We start from the raw sequence: 16,833 nt of genomic DNA, 5'->3' as shown, positions 1-16,833 counted from the left end.
AGCGGGGGTGCGATCGGCGATCGCCCGGCAAGTGTATGCCAAAAAAACGGCCCTACCTTAACACCAATCAAATGCAGGTGGATGTAGCGCCCGCGCTAGCAGGCGCAAAAAAATCCGGGCCGGCATCGCGCGCCGGCCCGGATTTCCTGGATCACATCGCCGTCAGCAAGCGAACATCGCGCGCGCGGTGCGCAGCATCTGGCAGCTGAAACCCCATTCGTTGTCGTACCAGGCCAGCACTTTCACCATATTGCCGCCAGTGACCTTGGTCAGCGTGGAATCGAAGGTGGAGGCTTCCTCAGTATGGTTGAAGTCGCCGGACACCAGCGGCAGGGTGTTGTAGCCCAGGATGCCCTTCATCGCGCCGTTGGAGGCTTCCTTCAGAATGTCGTTGACCTCGTCCTTGGTGGTGTCGCGCGCGGCGCTGAAGGTCAGGTCCACCAGCGACACGTTGATGGTGGGCACTCGCACCGAGAAGCCGTCCAGCTTGCCCTTCAGTTCCGGCAGCACCAGGCCCACGGCCTTGGCCGCGCCGGTCTTGGTCGGGATCATATTGTCGGTGGCGGAGCGGGCGCGGCGCAGGTCCTTGTGCTTGACGTCGGTCAGCACCTGATCGTTGGTGAAGGCGTGGATGGTGGTCATCAGGCCTTTCTTGATGCCGATGGCCTGGTGCAGCGCCTTGGCCACCGGGGCCAGGCAGTTGGTGGTGCAGCTGGCGTTGGAGACCACGGTCATTTCCGGCTTCAACACGTCGTGGTTGACGCCGTAGACGATGGTGGCGTCGACGTCGTCGCCGCCCGGCGCGGAGATCAGCACCTTCTTGGCGCCGGCGTCCAGGTGGGCCTGGCATTTGTCCTTGCTGGTGAAGGCGCCGGTGCATTCCAGCACCAGGTCCACGTCCAGCGCCTTCCACGGCAGCTCGGCCGGGTTGCGGGTGCTGAAGAACGGAATCTTGTCGCCGTTCAGGATCAGGTGGGCGTCGTCCTGCTCGACTTCGCCGGGGAAGCGGCCGTGCACGGTGTCGAACTTGGTCAGGTGGGCGTTGATGTTGAGATCGCCGGTGGCGTTGACGGCCACTACTTTGAAATCGTCGTGCAGCTGGTTTTCGTAGATGGCGCGCAGTACCTGGCGGCCGATGCGGCCGTAACCATTGATGGCGATGCGGATAGTCATGCTTCTAAATCTCCTGGGGACGATCCGGAGCGCCCGGTTTCCCGGCCGGCGCTCCGCGTGTTGTGTAGTGCGTCCACTACATGAAACGGCGAACAAAAGGCCATTGCTTTCGCAATGGCCTGTCTTTACATCACAGCAGCGCTTTGGTCCTGGCCACTACATTGTCGACGGTGAAGCCGAAGGCCTGGAACAGCTGCGGGGCCGGGGCGGATTCGCCGAAGTGGTCGATGCCGACCACGTCGCCGTCCAGGCCCACGTATTTGCGCCAGAAGTCCGGATGGCCGGCTTCGATCGCCAGCCGCGGCAGGCCGGCCGGCAGCACGCTGTCGCGCCAGGCCTTGTCTTGGCGGTCGAACACATTGGTGCACGGCATGGACACCACGCGCACGGCGACGCCTTCCGCCGCCAGCGCTTCCTGCGCCTTCAGCGCCAGTTCCACTTCGGAACCGGTGGCGATCAGCACCGCGCGGGCGCCGGCGGCGTCGCGCAGCACGTAGCCGCCCTTCTGGATCGCGGCCAGCTGCTCAGCGTCGCGGACGACGAAGGGCAGGTTCTGGCGGCTCAGCACCATGCTGCTCGGCGTGGTCTTCTGCTCGACGGCGTGCGCCCAGGCCGCCGCAGTTTCGGCGGTGTCGCACGGACGCCAGGTATTGTGGTTGGGGATGTAGCGCAGCGTGGCCACTTGCTCCACCGGCTGGTGGGTGGGGCCGTCTTCGCCGAGGCCGATGGAATCGTGGGTGAACACGAAGATCGGGTTGATCTTCATCAGCGAAGCCATGCGCAAGGCGTTGCGCGCGTATTCGCTGAACATCAGGAAGGTGCCGCCGTACGGGCGCAGGCCGCCGTGCAGGGTCATGCCGTTCATGATGGCGGCCATGCCGAACTCGCGCACGCCGTAGCTGATGTAGTTGCCCTGGCCCTCGCGGTCAATCCACTTGGAGCCGGACCAGTTGGTCAGGTTGGAGCCGGTCAGGTCGGCGGAGCCGCCGACGAATTCCGGCAGCGCCGGCGACAGCGCTTCCAGCGCGATCTGGCTGGCCTTACGGGTGGCCACGGTCTGGGCGGCGTCGGCGATCTTGGCCAGCGCGGCGGCCTTGGCCTCTTCCCAGCCGGCCGGCAGCTCGCCCTGCATGCGGCGGCTGAATTCGGCGGCCAGCTCCGGATAGGCGGCGCGGTAGGCGTCGAAACGCTTGTTCCAGTCGATCTCGGCCAGCGCGCCCTTGTCGCGCGCGCTCCAGGCGGCGTAGATCTCGGCCGGGATCTCGAACGGCGCGTGCGGCCAGTTCAGGCCTTCGCGCGCGGCGGCGATTTCGGCCGCGCCCAGCGGCGCGCCGTGGCAATCGTGGCTGCCCTGCTTGGTGGGCGCGCCAAAGCCGATGGTGGTCTTGCAGCAGATCAGCGTCGGACGCGCGCTTTCCTTCTGCGCGGTGGCGATGGCGGTGGCCACTTCCACCGGATCGTGGCCGTTGACGTTCTTGATCACCTGCCAGCCGTAGGCTTCGAAACGGGCCGGGGTGTCGTCGGTGAACCAGCCTTCCACATGACCGTCGATGGAGATGCCGTTGTCGTCCCAGAAGGCGATCAGCTTGTTGAGCCCCCAGGTGCCGGCCAGCGAGCACGCTTCGTGGCTGATGCCCTCCATCAGGCAACCGTCGCCCAGGAAGGCGTAAGTGTGATGGTCTACGATCTGATGGCCGTCGCGGTTGAACTGCGTCGCCAGCATTTTCTCGGCCAGCGCCATGCCCACCGCGTTGGTGATGCCCTGGCCCAGCGGGCCGGTGGTGGTTTCAATGCCGGGAGCGTAGCCGTATTCGGGATGGCCGGGAGTCTTGGAGTGAAGCTGACGGAACTGCTTGAGGTCTTCGATGGAGAGGTCGTAGCCGCTGAGGTGCAACAGGCTGTAGATCAACATGGAACCGTGACCGTTGGACAGCACGAAGCGGTCGCGGTCTGGCCAGTTGGGGTTGGCCGGGTTGTGTTTCAGGTGATCGCGCCACAATACTTCCGCGATGTCTGCCATCCCCATCGGGGCGCCGGGGTGACCGGATTTGGCTTTTTCAACGGCATCCATGGACAGGAAGCGGATGGCGTTGGCAAGCTCGGTACGGGTGACCATTTCGGGAAAACCTCAAGACTTGTGTGGAAACCAGGACGACGGCCGCGCCATCCGAACATGCCTCCGGCATGGACCAACCGTCGCAAAATCATGGAATTATCGCTGATTTTCACCATGGGCGGCAACCGCTGCGCCATGTGGAATACCGCGGCGGCATGAAAGGGCGCGAAAAATAGCCGGATGCGGCCGTTTTGCAAGATAATGCCGAGGCAGGCATAAAATGCATTTTGAATCAAAAGCCTGCAGGCGATTCCGCACCGGGTTCCGCTGATGACAAATGGGCAGAATGCGCAACGGACACGCCAGCAGGGAAACCCGCGACGCAAATCGCTGTCAGTCTGGCTCTATCTTTTTGCTGCGCAAACGCCGCAACGACAGGAGCCGGCCGGCGCGGTCAAGCGCCGCCGGCTCGATTGCCACAACCTTTTTGGAGATCTCGATGCAATCATTCGACGCGCTGCCCATGCCGCGCAAAGTCGCGTTCAGCCGCGGCTGGCGCTGGATCGTGGAAGCGTTCTACATCGTCCGCCAGCAGCCGCTGACCTGGATTCTGCTGGCGCTGGCCTATCTGGTGATCAACTTCATCATCAGCATGATTCCGCTGCTGGGCGGCCCGCTGTCCTTCTTCTTGGCGCCAGTGTTCGCCGCCGGCTTCATTCTGGCGGCGAAAAAATGCGAGCAGGGATCGGAGCTGGAGCTGGGCGATCTGTTCGCCGGCTTCAAGATCGCGCTGAGGCCGCTGATCAATGTGGGCATGCTCTACCTGGCCATCCTGATCGTCATCGGCGTGGCGCTTGGCCTGTTGATGGGCGCGATGGGCGTGAGCGTGGCCAAGAGCGACCCCAACGCGATCCCGGTGATCGCCGGTCCTATCGCGCTGGCCGCCTTCATCGGCGGCGTAGCCATCTTCCTGGTCAGCCTGGCTTACTGGTTCGCGCCGGCGCTGGTGACGCTGAACCAGGCCGGACCGTGGCAGGCGATCCGCACCAGCTTGCAAGCCGGCCTCGCCAACTGGGGCGCGGTGCTGGTCAGCGGCCTGATGCTGGCGGTGCTGGCCTTCATCGCGATGATTCCGCTGGGCCTGGGCCTGTTGCTGTGGTTCCCGGTGCTGTACGTGACCGCTTACACCGGCTGGAAGGATATCTTCGGCCAATCCGCGGCGCCGGCGCGTCCGGACGAGCCGGTGGTGTTTTAAGAACCTGTTCAAAGTCCGCTGCGCGTCGTGAGACGTGGCACGGTGAGCACAGCTTCGAAATGCTCATGTACCACTTGACCATTCCGCTTCCTCAGCTGTTTTCGCCTTGTCTCGCCCTAGTTCGCGAGACTTTGAGCTGGCTCTAAGCCCGGCCCGCCTCTTCAATCAAGCCCCGCTCAGCGGGGCTTTTTCATTCCCGCTCACAGCAACATCGCGGCGATCCAGCCAAAGCCCAGCAAGGGCAGGTTGAAATGCAGGAAGGTGGGCACCACCGTGCCCCACATATGGTCATGCTGGCCGTCTGCGTTCAAACCGGCGGTCGGCCCCAAAGTGGAATCCGACGCCGGCGAGCCGGCGTCGCCCAAGGCGGCGGCGGTGCCGACCAGCGAGACGATGGCCAGTTCGGAAAACCCGAAGCCCAGGGCCAGCGGCACATAGATGGACGCGATGATGGGGACGGTGGAGAAGGACGAGCCTATGCCCATGGTGATCAGCAGGCCCACCAGCAACATCATGAAAGCGGCCAGCCCGCGGTTGTCGCCGATCAAGGCCACCGACGAGCTCACCAGCGACTGGACATCGCCGCTGGCGTTCATCACGCTGGCGAAGCCCGCCGCTGCGATCATGATGAAACCCACCTGGGCCATCAGGCGCATGCCCTGGGTGAAGTGGCTGTCCAGTTCGGTCCAGCGCATCACTCCGGACCCGGAGATCAAGGCAAAACCCACCAGGCCTCCAAATACCATGGAACCGGTCCACAGCTGCGCCAGCAAGGACAGCAGCAAGGCCGCGCCGATGGACAGCCGCTGCCAAAGACCCAATTTGACGCTGACGCGCTCGCCTCCGGCCACGGCGACTTCCTGGTAGCTGCGCCGCCGCCGATAACTGAACAACAAGGCCAGCGCCAGACCAAACACCATGCCGGCGGCCGGAATCAGCATGGCCTGCGGCGCGGCACTCAAAGCAACCTGGAAGCCGCTGGCCGCGCCGGCCTTGTTGATGTTTCCCACCAGGATGTCGTTGAGGAAGATGGCGCCGAAGCCGATCGGCATCGTCATATACATCACGGTAATGGAAAAGGTGATGGCGCAGGCCACCGCGCGCCGGTCCAGCTGCAACCGGTTCATCACCAGCAACAAGGGCGGCACCAGGATGGGGATGAAGGCGATATGCACCGGAATGACGGTGCCCGAGGCGAAGCCGGCCAACACCAGGCAAGCCAGCAAACTCCACTTGACCACCCGCAGCATGCGCTCCGAGTGTCCTCCGTGCTGGATGTAGCCGACAATCCGGCCCGACAGGCCTTGCACAATGCCGGTGCGCGACAGCGCAATGGCGAAAGCGCCCAGGGTGGCGTAGGCCAGCGCCACCGGCGCGCCGGCGCCCAAGCCCCCGTTGAACGCCCGCACCACCGCCTCTGGCGACATGCCTGCGTAAATGCCGCCAATGGCGGCGGAAAGAATCAGGGCCAAAACCACCGGCACCCGTGACAGGCTCAAGGCCATCATGACCAATACGGCTAATACCACGGCGTTCATGGGAATCTCCTCGTCGGCGCTCGTCAATGGCGAGCTCATCGATAGTTTGGCGTCCCGGCATCGCCGGGTTCCTATCCCCGAACTCCGCAGATCATTGCCTGCTGGTTCTTCATTCTGGTCCGCGCATCAAACCCAACTCGCGGATGCCAAAACGCCAGCCGCCTCCATGCGAAGACGGCTGGCGATCACGCGCTTACAGCGACGGCAGCAGGCCGGCCTCGACGAAGCGGTTGTAGGAACCGCTGGCCACCAGCGCGGCGGCTTTTTCGATGTCCGGCGCGAAGTAGCGGTCCTTGTCGTAGAAGCTCACCTGCTCGCGCAGCTCGGCCTTGGCCGCTTCCAGCTTGGCCGAAGTCTTGTGCGGCGCGCGGAAGTCCACGCCCTGGCAGGCGGCCAGCAATTCCACCGCCAGGATGCCGGCGGTGTTGCCGGCCATGTCGCGCAGGCGGCGGCCGGCGAAGGTGGCCATCGACACATGGTCTTCCTGGTTGGCCGAGGTGGGCAGGCTGTCCACCGAGGCTGGATGCGCCAGCGATTTGTTTTCCGAAGCCAAGGCCGCGCCGGTGACCTGGGCGATCATGAAGCCGGAGTTGACCCCGCCGTTGTTGACTAGGAAGGGCGGCAGCTTGGACAGGTTGCTGTCGATCAGCAACGCCATCCGGCGCTCGGACAGCGAGCCGATTTCGGCCAGCGCCAAGGCCAGGTTGTCGGCGGCGAAGGCCACCGGCTCGGCGTGGAAATTGCCGCCGGACAGGATGTCGTTGTCGGCGGCGAACACCAGCGGGTTGTCGGACACCGAGTTGGCCTCCACCACCAGCACCGCGGCGGCTTGGCGGATCTGGGTCAGGCAGGCGCCCATCACTTGCGGCTGGCAGCGCAGCGAATACGGGTCCTGCACCTTGCCGCAGTTCTCGTGCGAACCTTCGATCTCGCTATGCTCCAGCAAGCTGCGGTAGATGCGGGCGGCGTCGATCTGGCCGGCGTGGCCGCGCACCGCGTGGATGCGCTCGTCGAACGGGGTGCGGCTGCCCAGCGCGGCTTCCACCGACAGCGCGCCGGCCACCGAGGCCGAGGCGTACAGGTCTTCCGCGGCGAACAGGCCTTCCAGCGCGAAGGCGGTGGACGCCTGGGTGCCGTTGAGCAAGGCCAGGCCTTCCTTGGGCGCCAGGGTGATAGGCTCCAGGCCGGCGGAGCGCATCGCCACCGCGCCCGGCACGCGAGTGCCGTTGACGAAGGCTTCGCCCTCGCCGATCAGCACCGCGCTCATATGCGACAGCGGCGCCAGGTCGCCGGACGCGCCCACCGAGCCCTTCTGCGGGATCACCGGGTAGATGCGCTGGTTGAACAGGGTGATCAGCGCCTCGATCACCAGCCGGCGGATGCCGGAGAAACCGCGCGCCAGCGAGTTGATCTTCAAGGCCATCACCAGGCGCACGGTGGATTCGTCCATCGGCGCGCCGATGCCGGCGGCGTGGGACAGCACGATGGAGCGTTGCAGCAGCTCCAGCTCTTCCGGCGCGATGCGGGTATTGGCCAGCAGGCCGAAACCGGTGTTGATGCCGTAAGCGGTGCGACCCTCGGACAGCACCCGCGCCACGGTGGCGGCGGAGGCGTCGATGGCGGCGTGGCTGGACGGGTCCAGTTGCAGTTGCAAATCGGTTTCACGTGAAACGCGGCGCAGCTCGGCCAGGCTGAGCGTGCCGGGAACAATGTTCAATACCATCTTGAGATTCTCCTTCTAAAGCGTTTGCAGCGCCGGTCGCGGCGATGGGGGCTGGAATTGTTGTGTCGCGCCCCATCGGCGAACGGCTGGAATTTGCCGGCGGATCTGCGCCCGCCGGACAGAATGACAACTTAAGCGCGCGCCGCCCTCACGCCGCGTCGCGCTGGGTCTGGGCCTGCGCTTCCGCGTTGGGCGCCAGCACCCGGCTCCACAGGAAATGGCCGGCCACCACCAGCGCCACCCACACCATGCCCACCAGCAGCGCGGAGCGGGTGTCTTCGAAATAGCCGAGCACGCCGATCACGAACAACATGAAGCCTATCGCCGCCAGCGGCGCGTACGGCCAGAACGGCACCGGGAATTTCAGCTCCGCCGCCTGCTCCTTGCTCATCCGGCGGCGCATCGCCACCTGAGACAGCAAGATCATCAGCCACACCCACACCGTGGCGAAGGTGGCGATGGAGGCGATCAGCAGGAACACATCCTTGGGCATCAGGTAGTTGAGCACCACGCCCAGCAACAGCGCGGCCGCCATCACCAGCACCGTCATCCACGGCACGCCGTTGGCCGACAGCTTGGCGAAGCTCTGCGGCGCCTGGCCCTGGCGCGCCATGCCGTACAGCATGCGGCCGGCGCCGAAGATGTCGCTGTTGATCGCCGAGATCGCCGCCGAGATCACCACCGCGTTGAGAATGTGGGCGGCGGCGGGAATGCCCAGACTTTCGAAAATCTGCACGAAGGGGCTGCCCTGGCTGCCGATCTGCGGCCACGGGAAGATGGACATCAGCACCGTCAGCGTCAGCACGTAGAACAAGAGGATGCGCACCGGCACCGCGTTGATCGCGCGCGGGATGGTGCGCTGCGGATCCTGCGCCTCGCCGGCGGAAATGCCGATGATCTCGATGCCGCCGAAGGCGAACATCACCACCGCCAGCGAGGCGACCACCCCGCCCCAGCCATTGGGCATGAAACCGCCGTGCGACCACAAATGATGCAGGCCGCTGGCCTCGGCGCTGCCGAAGCCGAACAGGATGATGGCCACGCCGCCGATGATCATCGCGACGATGGCCCCCACCTTGACGATGGACAGCCAGAACTCCATTTCGCCAAACACCTTGACGCTGCACAGGTTCAAGGCGCCGATGAAGAAGATGATGCTCAGCACCCAGACCCAGCGGTCCACTTCCGGAAACCACAAGCTCATATAGATGCCGAAGGCGGTCACGTCGGCCAGGCAGACGATGATCATCTCGAAAGCGTAGGTCCAGCCGGTGATGACGCCGGCCAAGGGGCCCAGATAGCTGGTGGCGTAATGGCCGAAGGAACCGGCCACCGGGTTGTGCACCGCCATCTCGCCCAGCGCGCGCATCACCATGTAGACGGCGGCGCCGCCGATCAGATAAGCCAGCAATACCGCCGGACCGGCCATCTGTATCGCCGCCGCCGAACCGTAGAACAAGCCGGTGCCGATGGCCGAGCCCAGCGCCATGAAACGGATGTGACGGGCGGACAAGCCGCGCGTCAGTGTTTGTGTCTGCATCTCTCTCCTCCTGGCCATGGCTGCGCTTGCCGGCCGAACGCGGATGCGCCCGCTACGCCGCGTCCCGCGGCCCGACATGTTTCATTGCGCAACCCAGCGCCGGCAAACTGTAGAGCCAGCGTGGACGGACGACAAGACCAAGACGCGGAATCAGCCGCAGGTCATGACGAAACCATGTGGACAGCGGGCGCGAACGCGCCGGCGCGTCTCAGCGAACGCGCAAGAACAGCCTGACCGTTTTTTCCTTTGCAAGACGATAAGCAACCCCGCCGCTTATTTGTACAAGCTTGTCGTGCGGAGCCACGGCAGCCGGGCCTTCCCGACCGCCGCCAGTCGCCGCCGGCGTGAGCGCGGCGGCGTTCCTACATTTAGAACCTGTTTACGATCTTGCGAGCTAGAGCGAGACGAGGCGTTGCGGCTGAAGACACGGAATGGTCATACGGCACATGAGCATTCTGAAGCGGCTTTCAACGCCCTTTTCCATCTATCCTGCCGACGCGCAGCTGATCGTAGACGGGTTCTCAGCGCTTCAGCATCGGCAGGTCCAGGCCCTGCTCCCGCGCGCAGTTCTCGGCGATCTCGTAGCCGGCGTCGGCGTGACGCATCACGCCGGTGCCCGGATCGTTGCGCAACACCCGGCCGACGCGCTTGGCCGCGGCCTCGCTGCCGTCGCAGACGATGACCACGCCGGAGTGCTGGGAGAAGCCCATGCCCACGCCGCCGCCGTGATGCAGCGACACCCAGGTGGCGCCGCCGGCGGTGTTGAGCAAGGCGTTCAGCAGCGGCCAGTCGGACACCGCGTCGGAGCCGTCCTTCATGCTTTCGGTTTCACGGTTGGGCGAAGCCACCGAGCCGGAATCCAGGTGGTCGCGGCCAATCACGATAGGCGCTTTCAGTTCGCCGTTCTTGACCATCTCGTTGAAGGCCAGGCCCAGGCGGGCGCGGTCTTTCAGGCCCACCCAGCAGATGCGCGCCGGCAGGCCCTGGAAGCTGATGCGCTCCCTGGCCATGTCCAACCAGTTGTGCAGGTGCGGATCGTCCGGGATCAGTTCCTTGACCTTCTGATCGGTCTTGTAGATGTCTTCCGGATCGCCGGACAACGCCACCCAGCGGAAGGGGCCGATGCCTTCGCAGAACAGCGGACGCACATAGGCGGGCACGAAGCCGGGGAAGTCGAAGGCGTTGGCCACGCCCTCTTCCAGCGCCATCTGGCGGATGTTGTTGCCGTAGTCCAGCGTGGCGGCGCCGCGCTGCTGCAGAGCCAGCATCGCGCGCACCTGCACCGCCATCGATTGCTTGGCGGCGGCGGTGATCTCGGCGGCGGAAGTCTTCTGCTTGGCGCGCCATTGCTCCACGGTCCAGCCCTGCGGCAGATAGCCGTGCACCGGGTCGTGGGCCGAGGTCTGGTCGGTGACCACGTCCGGGGTGATGCCGCGCTCAACCAGTTCCGCGAACACGTCGGCGGCGTTGCCCAGCAGGCCCACCGACACCGCCTTGCCGCTGTGCTTGGCTTCATCAATGATGGCCAGCGCCTCGTCCAGGGTCTTGGCCTTGCGGTCCACGTAACGGGTTTTCAGGCGGAAATCGATGCGGGTTTCGTCGCATTCGACGGCGATCATGCTGAAGCCGGCCATGGTGGCGGCCAGCGGCTGGGCGCCGCCCATGCCGCCCAGGCCGCCGGTCAGGATCCAGCGGCCTTGCGGCTTGCCGTCGAAATGCTGGTTGGCGACGGCGAAGAAGGTTTCGTAAGTCCCCTGCACGATGCCTTGCGAGCCGATGTAGATCCAGGAGCCGGCCGTCATCTGGCCGTACATCATCAGGCCCTTCTTATCCAGCTCGTTGAAGTGCTCCCAGTTGGCCCAGTGCGGCACCAGATTGGAGTTGGCGATCAACACCCGCGGCGCGTCGGCGTGGGTCTTGAACACGCCCACCGGCTTGCCGGACTGCACCAGCAGGGTTTCGTCGTCCTCCAGGCGCTTGAGCACGTCGAGGATGGTGTCGTAGCACTTCCAGTCGCGGGCGGCGCGGCCGATGCCGCCGTACACCACCAGGCTTTGCGGGTGCTCGGCCACTTCCGCGTCCAGATTGTTCTGGATCATGCGGTAGGCGGCCTCGGTCAGCCAGCTCTTGCAAGTCAATTCGCTGCCGCGCGGCGCGCGGATGTGGCGGGTCGGATCAAAACGCGGGTCGGACATCGGTGTTCTCCTTTGTAAACCCGCCGCCGGTTGTGGCCCGGCGGGCGGGGAATGACGCTATCGCTGTGAACGGGTTCAGGGCTGTTTCAGGTGCCGGCCTATGCTCCACGCCAGCCGGGCGGCGGTCTTGGCGCCGTGGCTGTCGATGTCGAAGGCCGGGTTCAGTTCCACCAGGTCGGCGGCCGCCAATTTGCCGCTTTCGGCCAGACGCCGGACCAGGGCCTCGACCACGGGCAGCGCCACCCCCATGGCGGCGGGGGCGGAAACCGCCGGCATCACGCTGGCGGGCAAAACATCCAGGTCTATGGTCAGGTAGACGATGTCCACCTGATCGACGAAGGCCATCATCGCGCCGCGCACCGCGGACAAGGCGTCCAGCGTCATGTCGCTGTCCAGCGTCCACTTGACGCCGAGCGCGCGGGCGCGGGCGAACAGCGCCTGGGTGTTGGACGGTTCGGCCACGCCCAGGCACAGATAATGGAAGGGCCGGCCGGCCTGCGCGCAATCGGCGGCGATCTGGGCGAACGGGGTGCCGGAGGTGGCCTCCTCCGCTTCGCGGATATCGAAGTGGGCGTCGAAATTGACGATGCCTATCACCTTGTCCGGGTGCGCCGCCGCCAGGCCGCGCCAGGTGCCGTAGGCGGTTTCGTGGCCGCCGCCCAGCACCAGCGGGAAATGGCCGTCGGCGCGCAGCCGGCGCACTTGTTCGCCCAGCCGCGCCTGCGCGGCGTCCAGATCGCCGTCGGCGCAGGCCACGTCGCCGGCGTCGCACAAGGGCAGCGCCTGGTGCCAGGCCAGATTGGCCAGCGCCTTGCGGATCGCCGTCGGGCCGGCGGCGGCGCCGACGCGGCCCTGATTGCGGCGCACGCCCTCGTCGCAGGCGAAGCCGACGATGCCCACGCCCGGCTCCAGCCCGGCGGCGTAGGGCCGCGCCAGCTGATGCCAGCGCCGCGCCAGATCGCCTTCGCCGGCGTCGACCCGGCCGCTCCAAACACTCATGTCCACGCTCATGCTTCAACAGCCTTTCATATGCTGCGCCACGCCGCGAAACACGCGCTGGCGCAAAGGGTTGTCGCCCAGGCCGTAGACGATCTCGGCCGGCGAATCGATGTCCCATACCAACAAGTCGGCGACATGGCCGGCGGCCAGCCGGCCGTGGCTGCCGCCGCGGCCCAAGGCCTGAGCCGCGTGGCGGGTGACGCCCGCCAGCGCCTCTTCCGGGGTCAGGCCGAACAAGACGCAGGCCTGGTTCATCGCCAGCCGGATGGAGGCGAACGGGCTGGTGCCGGGATTGAGATCGGTGGACACCGCCATCGGCACGCCGGCGGCGCGCAGCAATTCCACCGGCGGCTTTTGGGTTTCGCGCAGGAAGTAGAAAGCGCCCGGCAGCAGCACCGCCACGGTGCCGGCGGCCTTCAGCGCGGCCACGCCGGCGGCGTCCAGATATTCGACGTGATCGGCGGACCAGCCGCCGAATTCGGCCACCAGCTCGGCGCCGTGCAAATTGGACAGCTGCTCGACATGGCCCTTGACCTCGAGGCCGTGCGCGCGCGCCGCCTCGAACACGCGGCGGGTCTGCGCCGGGCTGAAGCCCACGCTTTCGCAGAAGGCGTCCACCGCCTCGGCCAGGCCGGCGCTCGCGGCGGCCGGCAGGATGACGTCGACGATGTGGTCGATGTAGGCGTCGGCGCGGCCGGCGAATTCCGGCGGCAGCGCGTGGGCGGCCAGCAAGGTGGCGGACACCTCCACCGGCAATTCGTCCCGCAAGCGCCGCGCCGCGCGCAGTTGCTTGAGTTCGTCGTCCAGGCTCAAGCCGTAGCCGGACTTGATTTCCACCGTGGTCACGCCCTCGGCCATCAGCGCGCGCAGCCGCGGCTTGGCGGCGGCGGCCAGGCCGGCCTCGTCCAGCGCCCGGGTGGCGCGCACGGTGGAGACGATGCCGCCGCCCTCGGCAGCGATCTGCTGATAGGGCACGCCGTTGAGGCGTTTTTCCCATTCGGCGGCGCGGTTGCCGCCGTAAACCAGGTGGGTGTGACAATCGATGAAGCCGGGGGTGATCCAGGCGCCCTTGGCGTCGATCACCGCGCCGTCGAAGCCGGCGGGATCGATGTCCGCAGCCGGCGGCAGCGCGACGATGCGGCCGGCTTCCAGCAATAGCGCATGGCCTTCCAGCGCGCCGTAAGGCGTCGGGCGGCTCGGGTCCATCGTCGCCAGCCTGGCGTTGATCCACAGGCTGCGGCGATCCGTTTCGGCTTGACTCATGGTGGGCTCGTTGCGGGTCATTTGTATATACAATTAATCCTAACTAAACCGCCTGTCAAGTTCGAAGCCGTGATTTTTGTAAATAGGCGGAATGGTCAGAATTGGCTTGCTGGCCAATCACTTGATGTTGCATGGCAACAAAAAAGCCGCCCGGCGGCGGCTTGTTTGAACGCGAAAATTCAGCGTTTATTTGTATATACATTAGCGCGCAACGAAAGCCGCGCGGACGCTCAGCGCTTGACCCGGGTTTGCGAGCGCAGCTTGTAGCGCGAGCCCGGATGGGTCAGCCGCGCGAAGCTGACCAGCTTCTTGTGCGACCAGGTGCGGCGCAAAACCAACAGGCAGGGCTCGCGCGCCGTCATGTCCAGCATCGCCTGCTCGGCCGCGCTGGGCAGCACCGCCTCCACGCTGTGCTCGATGTCGGTCAGCGGGCAGTTCTTCATCAGATAGTCGTTGGGGGTGCGGCTGCTGAAATCCTGTTCCAGATAGTCCGGCGCGAAGGCGGGATTGACGTAGCGGTCTTCCAGCTGGATGGCGACGTCGTCCTCGCGGTGCACGATCAAGGAGCGGAACACCGCGCTGCCCTCCTTCACCCCCAGCCGCAGGGCCACGTCCTCGGTGGCGAGCACGGCCTTGAGTTCGTAGACGTCGGCGCTGTGGCGGTGGCCGCGCGCCTCGATTTCCTCGGAGATGTTGTTGATGTCCAGCAGCGGAGACTCGGCCTTGCGCTCGGCCACATAAGTGCCGTCGCCGGCGAAGCGCAGCAGGATGCCGGCCTCGGCCAGATCGCGCACCGCCTTGTTGACGGTCATGCGCGACACCTGGAACTGACGCGCCAACTCCAGCTCGGGCGGAATCTTGCCGCCGGGCAGAAACTGGCGGGAGCGGATGCCTTCGAGGATGTATTCCTTGATGCGCAGATAACGCGGTTGTGCTGTCGATGACACCTTGGGAACCCAGAGATTGAACGGTTGGCAAAAGGATTGTAGCCCAAGGCGGCGCGCAAGCCCCTGATCCAGCGCAGACAAAACCGGCCGCGGGCATTGCCGCCGCCCGGCGTCTGCGCCAAGATGAAAGTCCGTCGCCAGCTTGCGAGGCCTGACATGACGCTTGAGCAATGGTTGCAAGAGTATGACCTCAGTCACCGCCATCCCGTCAATATCCGCATCCACAAAATCTGCGTGCCGGCCATCGTGTTCGCGCTCCTGGGCCTGCTCGCCAGCGTGCCGGCGCCGCTGAACCCGGCCTGGCTGGCGGTGGCCGCCGGCCTGGCCTTCTATTGGCGGCTGGGCCGCGCCGCGGCGCTGGCTATGGCGGCGCTGTGCCTGCCCATGTTGCTGGCGCTGGAAGCGGCGGCGCGCGCCGGCCTGCCGCTGGCCCTGCCCGCGCTGGCGCTGTTCGTCGTCGCCTGGATCGGCCAATTCGTCGGCCACGCGATCGAGGGCAGAAAGCCCTCCTTCCTGCGCGATCTGCAATTCCTGCTGATAGGCCCGCTGTGGACGCTGCGCCGCTGGCTGTAGCGCGCTATCATCGGCTTTTTGCCCGAAAGCCCCGCATGTCCGTCGCCCTGCCTCCCGCCGCCGCGCTGTCCAGCCGCGCGCCCGGCGTCGATATTCTCGTGATCGCCGCGGCGGATTTCCACGCGGAAATCTCCTTGCTGGGCGGCCAGTTGCTCAGTTTTCGCGCCGCCGGCCAGCAACCCTTGCTGTATTTGTCGCCGCAGGCGCGCTACCAGCCGGGCAAGGCGATACGCGGCGGCGTGCCGCTGTGCTGGCCGTGGTTCGGCCCGCATCCGGACGAGCCGGCGCAGCCGGCCCACGGCGTGGCGCGCACCCAGGCCTGGCGTCTGGACGAGGTCCGGGAAGACGCCGGCGCGTTCCACGTGAAACTGTCCGGCCCGGAGCACAGCGGCCTGACGGCGCACATCGAATACCGGCTGGGCGCGACGGTGGAAGCGGCGCTGACCACCCGCAACCGCGGCGACCGCCCTCAGCGGCTAAGCACCGCGCTGCACAGCTATCTGGCGGTGGGCGACGCGCGCCAGGCCTCGCTGTCCGGCCTGGACGGCGCGCGCTGCCACGACAAGGTGGCCGGCCGCGAAAGCCGCTGGCCGGACGGCGAATTCCGCTTCCACGGCGAGGTGGACAGCATTGTCTACAGCGAACGGCCCGCCTTGCTGCGCGATCCGGCCTGGAAACGTTGCATCCGCGTCACAGCCGAGGGCGCCGGCAGCGTGGTGGTGTGGAACCCGGCGGCGGAGAAAACGGCCCTGCTGGGCGACTTGCCGGCCGCCGCCTGGCTTGACTTTGTCTGCGTGGAAACCGCCAACGCCGGCGACGATGCCCGGGTACTCGCGCCCGGCGCCAGCCACCGTCTGGCCTGCCGGCTGACGCTGGAGCCCTTCCACGCCGAGGCCGGGGTATAATGAGGGCCGAAGCCGCCGCGGCGTCCAGCCCGGCGGACTGCGTTTTTCAGTTCCGGAACCCCTAGCGATGGCCAGACCCGACAAGATTTCCCGTTTCCTGCCGATTTCCTTTGCCAACGGCAACAGCGTGCGCCGCTTCGGCAAACACTGCCCCAGCTGCCGCGCGATGGTGGGCTCGGAGCATATGGAAGGCATCGCCAGCAAGCAGCAGGACAAGATCTTCCTCGCGGCCCAGGCGCGCTGCCCGTCCTGCGGCGCCGGCTTTCCGGTGCGTTGCGTGATCACCGACGACAAACGCGTGCACCGCGTGCTGCTGCCGCACTGGGCCTTCCGCATGTGGCTGCACATGGCCACCCGCAACGATCCGCAACCGCCCGGCGACGACAACTGGGCGCTGGAGGAAGGCCCGACGGAAGCGCCGCAGCAAGGCTTCGTGCTGCCCGACAACGCCTTCGTCACCCGCTCCGAAGAAGTGTTGGGCCGTTTCCAGGGCGAGCCTATCAACGCCTGGATCGAATACCAGGGCCAGCGCTTCGTGTTCGAGCGCGCCGCGCCGCCCAGCGGCGACGCCCGTCTGGACGCCAGCGAATTGCTGTTCGAGGGCCGGCTGATCTACCGCCAGGCCTGAGCGTCGACAAAGAAAACGGCAGCCCGTGGGCTGCCGTT

Annotated in this window: 13 protein-coding genes; 4 read left to right on the top strand and 9 right to left on the bottom strand. The window is 66.1% G+C overall.

Annotated features, from left to right (window positions below; all coding sequences use genetic code 11):
* Positions 1 to 162: 162 nt before the first annotated feature.
* Together gap and tkt are read right to left on the bottom strand one after the other, a co-directional pair.
* The gene (gap, locus tag VK98_RS04565) at positions 163 to 1,173 is read right to left on the bottom strand and encodes a type I glyceraldehyde-3-phosphate dehydrogenase (protein WP_048412902.1); all 1,011 of its coding nucleotides are present in this window, start codon (positions 1,171 to 1,173) and stop codon (positions 163 to 165) included.
* Between the two features lie 130 nt (positions 1,174 to 1,303).
* Positions 1,304 to 3,289, bottom strand: a complete 1,986-nt coding sequence (gene tkt / locus VK98_RS04560; RefSeq protein WP_048412901.1) for a transketolase — start codon at positions 3,287 to 3,289, stop codon at positions 1,304 to 1,306.
* Positions 3,290 to 3,728: 439 nt separating this feature from the next.
* Between tkt and VK98_RS04555 the strand changes: the two genes are divergently transcribed.
* Entirely contained in the window at positions 3,729 to 4,484 is a 756-nt protein-coding gene (locus tag VK98_RS04555; RefSeq protein WP_048412900.1) for a BPSS1780 family membrane protein, read from the top strand.
* Positions 4,485 to 4,684: 200 nt separating this feature from the next.
* On the opposite strand, the gene VK98_RS04550 is transcribed toward VK98_RS04555, so the two are convergent.
* From VK98_RS04550 to hutC, 7 genes are all read right to left on the bottom strand, one after another.
* The gene (locus tag VK98_RS04550; RefSeq protein WP_048412899.1) at positions 4,685 to 6,022 is read right to left on the bottom strand and encodes a Na+/H+ antiporter family protein; all 1,338 of its coding nucleotides are present in this window, start codon (positions 6,020 to 6,022) and stop codon (positions 4,685 to 4,687) included.
* A gap of 193 nt (positions 6,023 to 6,215) precedes the next feature.
* Positions 6,216 to 7,745 (bottom strand): histidine ammonia-lyase, encoded by a 1,530-nt coding sequence (gene hutH, locus VK98_RS04545; RefSeq protein ID WP_048412898.1) that lies wholly within the window; start codon positions 7,743 to 7,745, stop codon positions 6,216 to 6,218.
* A 148-nt stretch (positions 7,746 to 7,893) separates the two neighbouring features.
* Positions 7,894 to 9,285, bottom strand: coding sequence for an amino acid permease (locus tag VK98_RS04540; protein ID WP_048412897.1), 1,392 nt, complete (start codon positions 9,283 to 9,285; stop codon positions 7,894 to 7,896).
* Positions 9,286 to 9,806: 521 nt separating this feature from the next.
* Entirely contained in the window at positions 9,807 to 11,480 is a 1,674-nt protein-coding gene (gene hutU, locus VK98_RS04535) for a urocanate hydratase (protein ID WP_048412896.1), read from the bottom strand.
* 75 nt (positions 11,481 to 11,555) lie between these two features.
* On the bottom strand, positions 11,556 to 12,479 hold the full coding sequence (gene hutG / locus VK98_RS04530) for a formimidoylglutamase (protein ID WP_156187763.1): 924 nt from the start codon (positions 12,477 to 12,479) through the stop codon (positions 11,556 to 11,558).
* Positions 12,480 to 12,494: 15 nt separating this feature from the next.
* Positions 12,495 to 13,742 carry an imidazolonepropionase gene (hutI, locus tag VK98_RS04525; RefSeq protein WP_048412930.1) on the bottom strand — a complete coding sequence of 416 codons (1,248 nt, stop codon included), beginning with the start codon at positions 13,740 to 13,742 and terminating at the stop codon, positions 12,495 to 12,497.
* Between the two features lie 230 nt (positions 13,743 to 13,972).
* A complete protein-coding gene (gene hutC / locus VK98_RS04520; RefSeq protein WP_048412894.1) occupies positions 13,973 to 14,689 on the bottom strand; it encodes a histidine utilization repressor in 717 nt (238 codons plus the stop codon).
* A gap of 156 nt (positions 14,690 to 14,845) precedes the next feature.
* On the opposite strand from hutC, the gene VK98_RS04515 reads away from it, so the two are divergent.
* From VK98_RS04515 to VK98_RS04505, 3 genes are all read left to right on the top strand, one after another.
* The gene (locus VK98_RS04515; protein WP_048412893.1) at positions 14,846 to 15,262 is read left to right on the top strand and encodes a DUF962 domain-containing protein; all 417 of its coding nucleotides are present in this window, start codon (positions 14,846 to 14,848) and stop codon (positions 15,260 to 15,262) included.
* A 35-nt stretch (positions 15,263 to 15,297) separates the two neighbouring features.
* Positions 15,298 to 16,167 carry a D-hexose-6-phosphate mutarotase gene (locus VK98_RS04510; protein ID WP_048412892.1) on the top strand — a complete coding sequence of 290 codons (870 nt, stop codon included), beginning with the start codon at positions 15,298 to 15,300 and terminating at the stop codon, positions 16,165 to 16,167.
* A 67-nt stretch (positions 16,168 to 16,234) separates the two neighbouring features.
* Positions 16,235 to 16,795 (top strand): hypothetical protein, encoded by a 561-nt coding sequence (locus VK98_RS04505; protein ID WP_048412891.1) that lies wholly within the window; start codon positions 16,235 to 16,237, stop codon positions 16,793 to 16,795.
* Positions 16,796 to 16,833: the final 38 nt, after the last annotated feature.

This window comes from Chromobacterium sp. LK11, from assembly GCF_001043705.1.
Lineage (GTDB): Bacteria > Pseudomonadota > Gammaproteobacteria > Burkholderiales > Chromobacteriaceae > Chromobacterium > Chromobacterium alkanivorans.
Note: the sequence above shows the minus strand (reverse complement) of the source record. Positions and strands in the feature narration are given on the sequence as shown.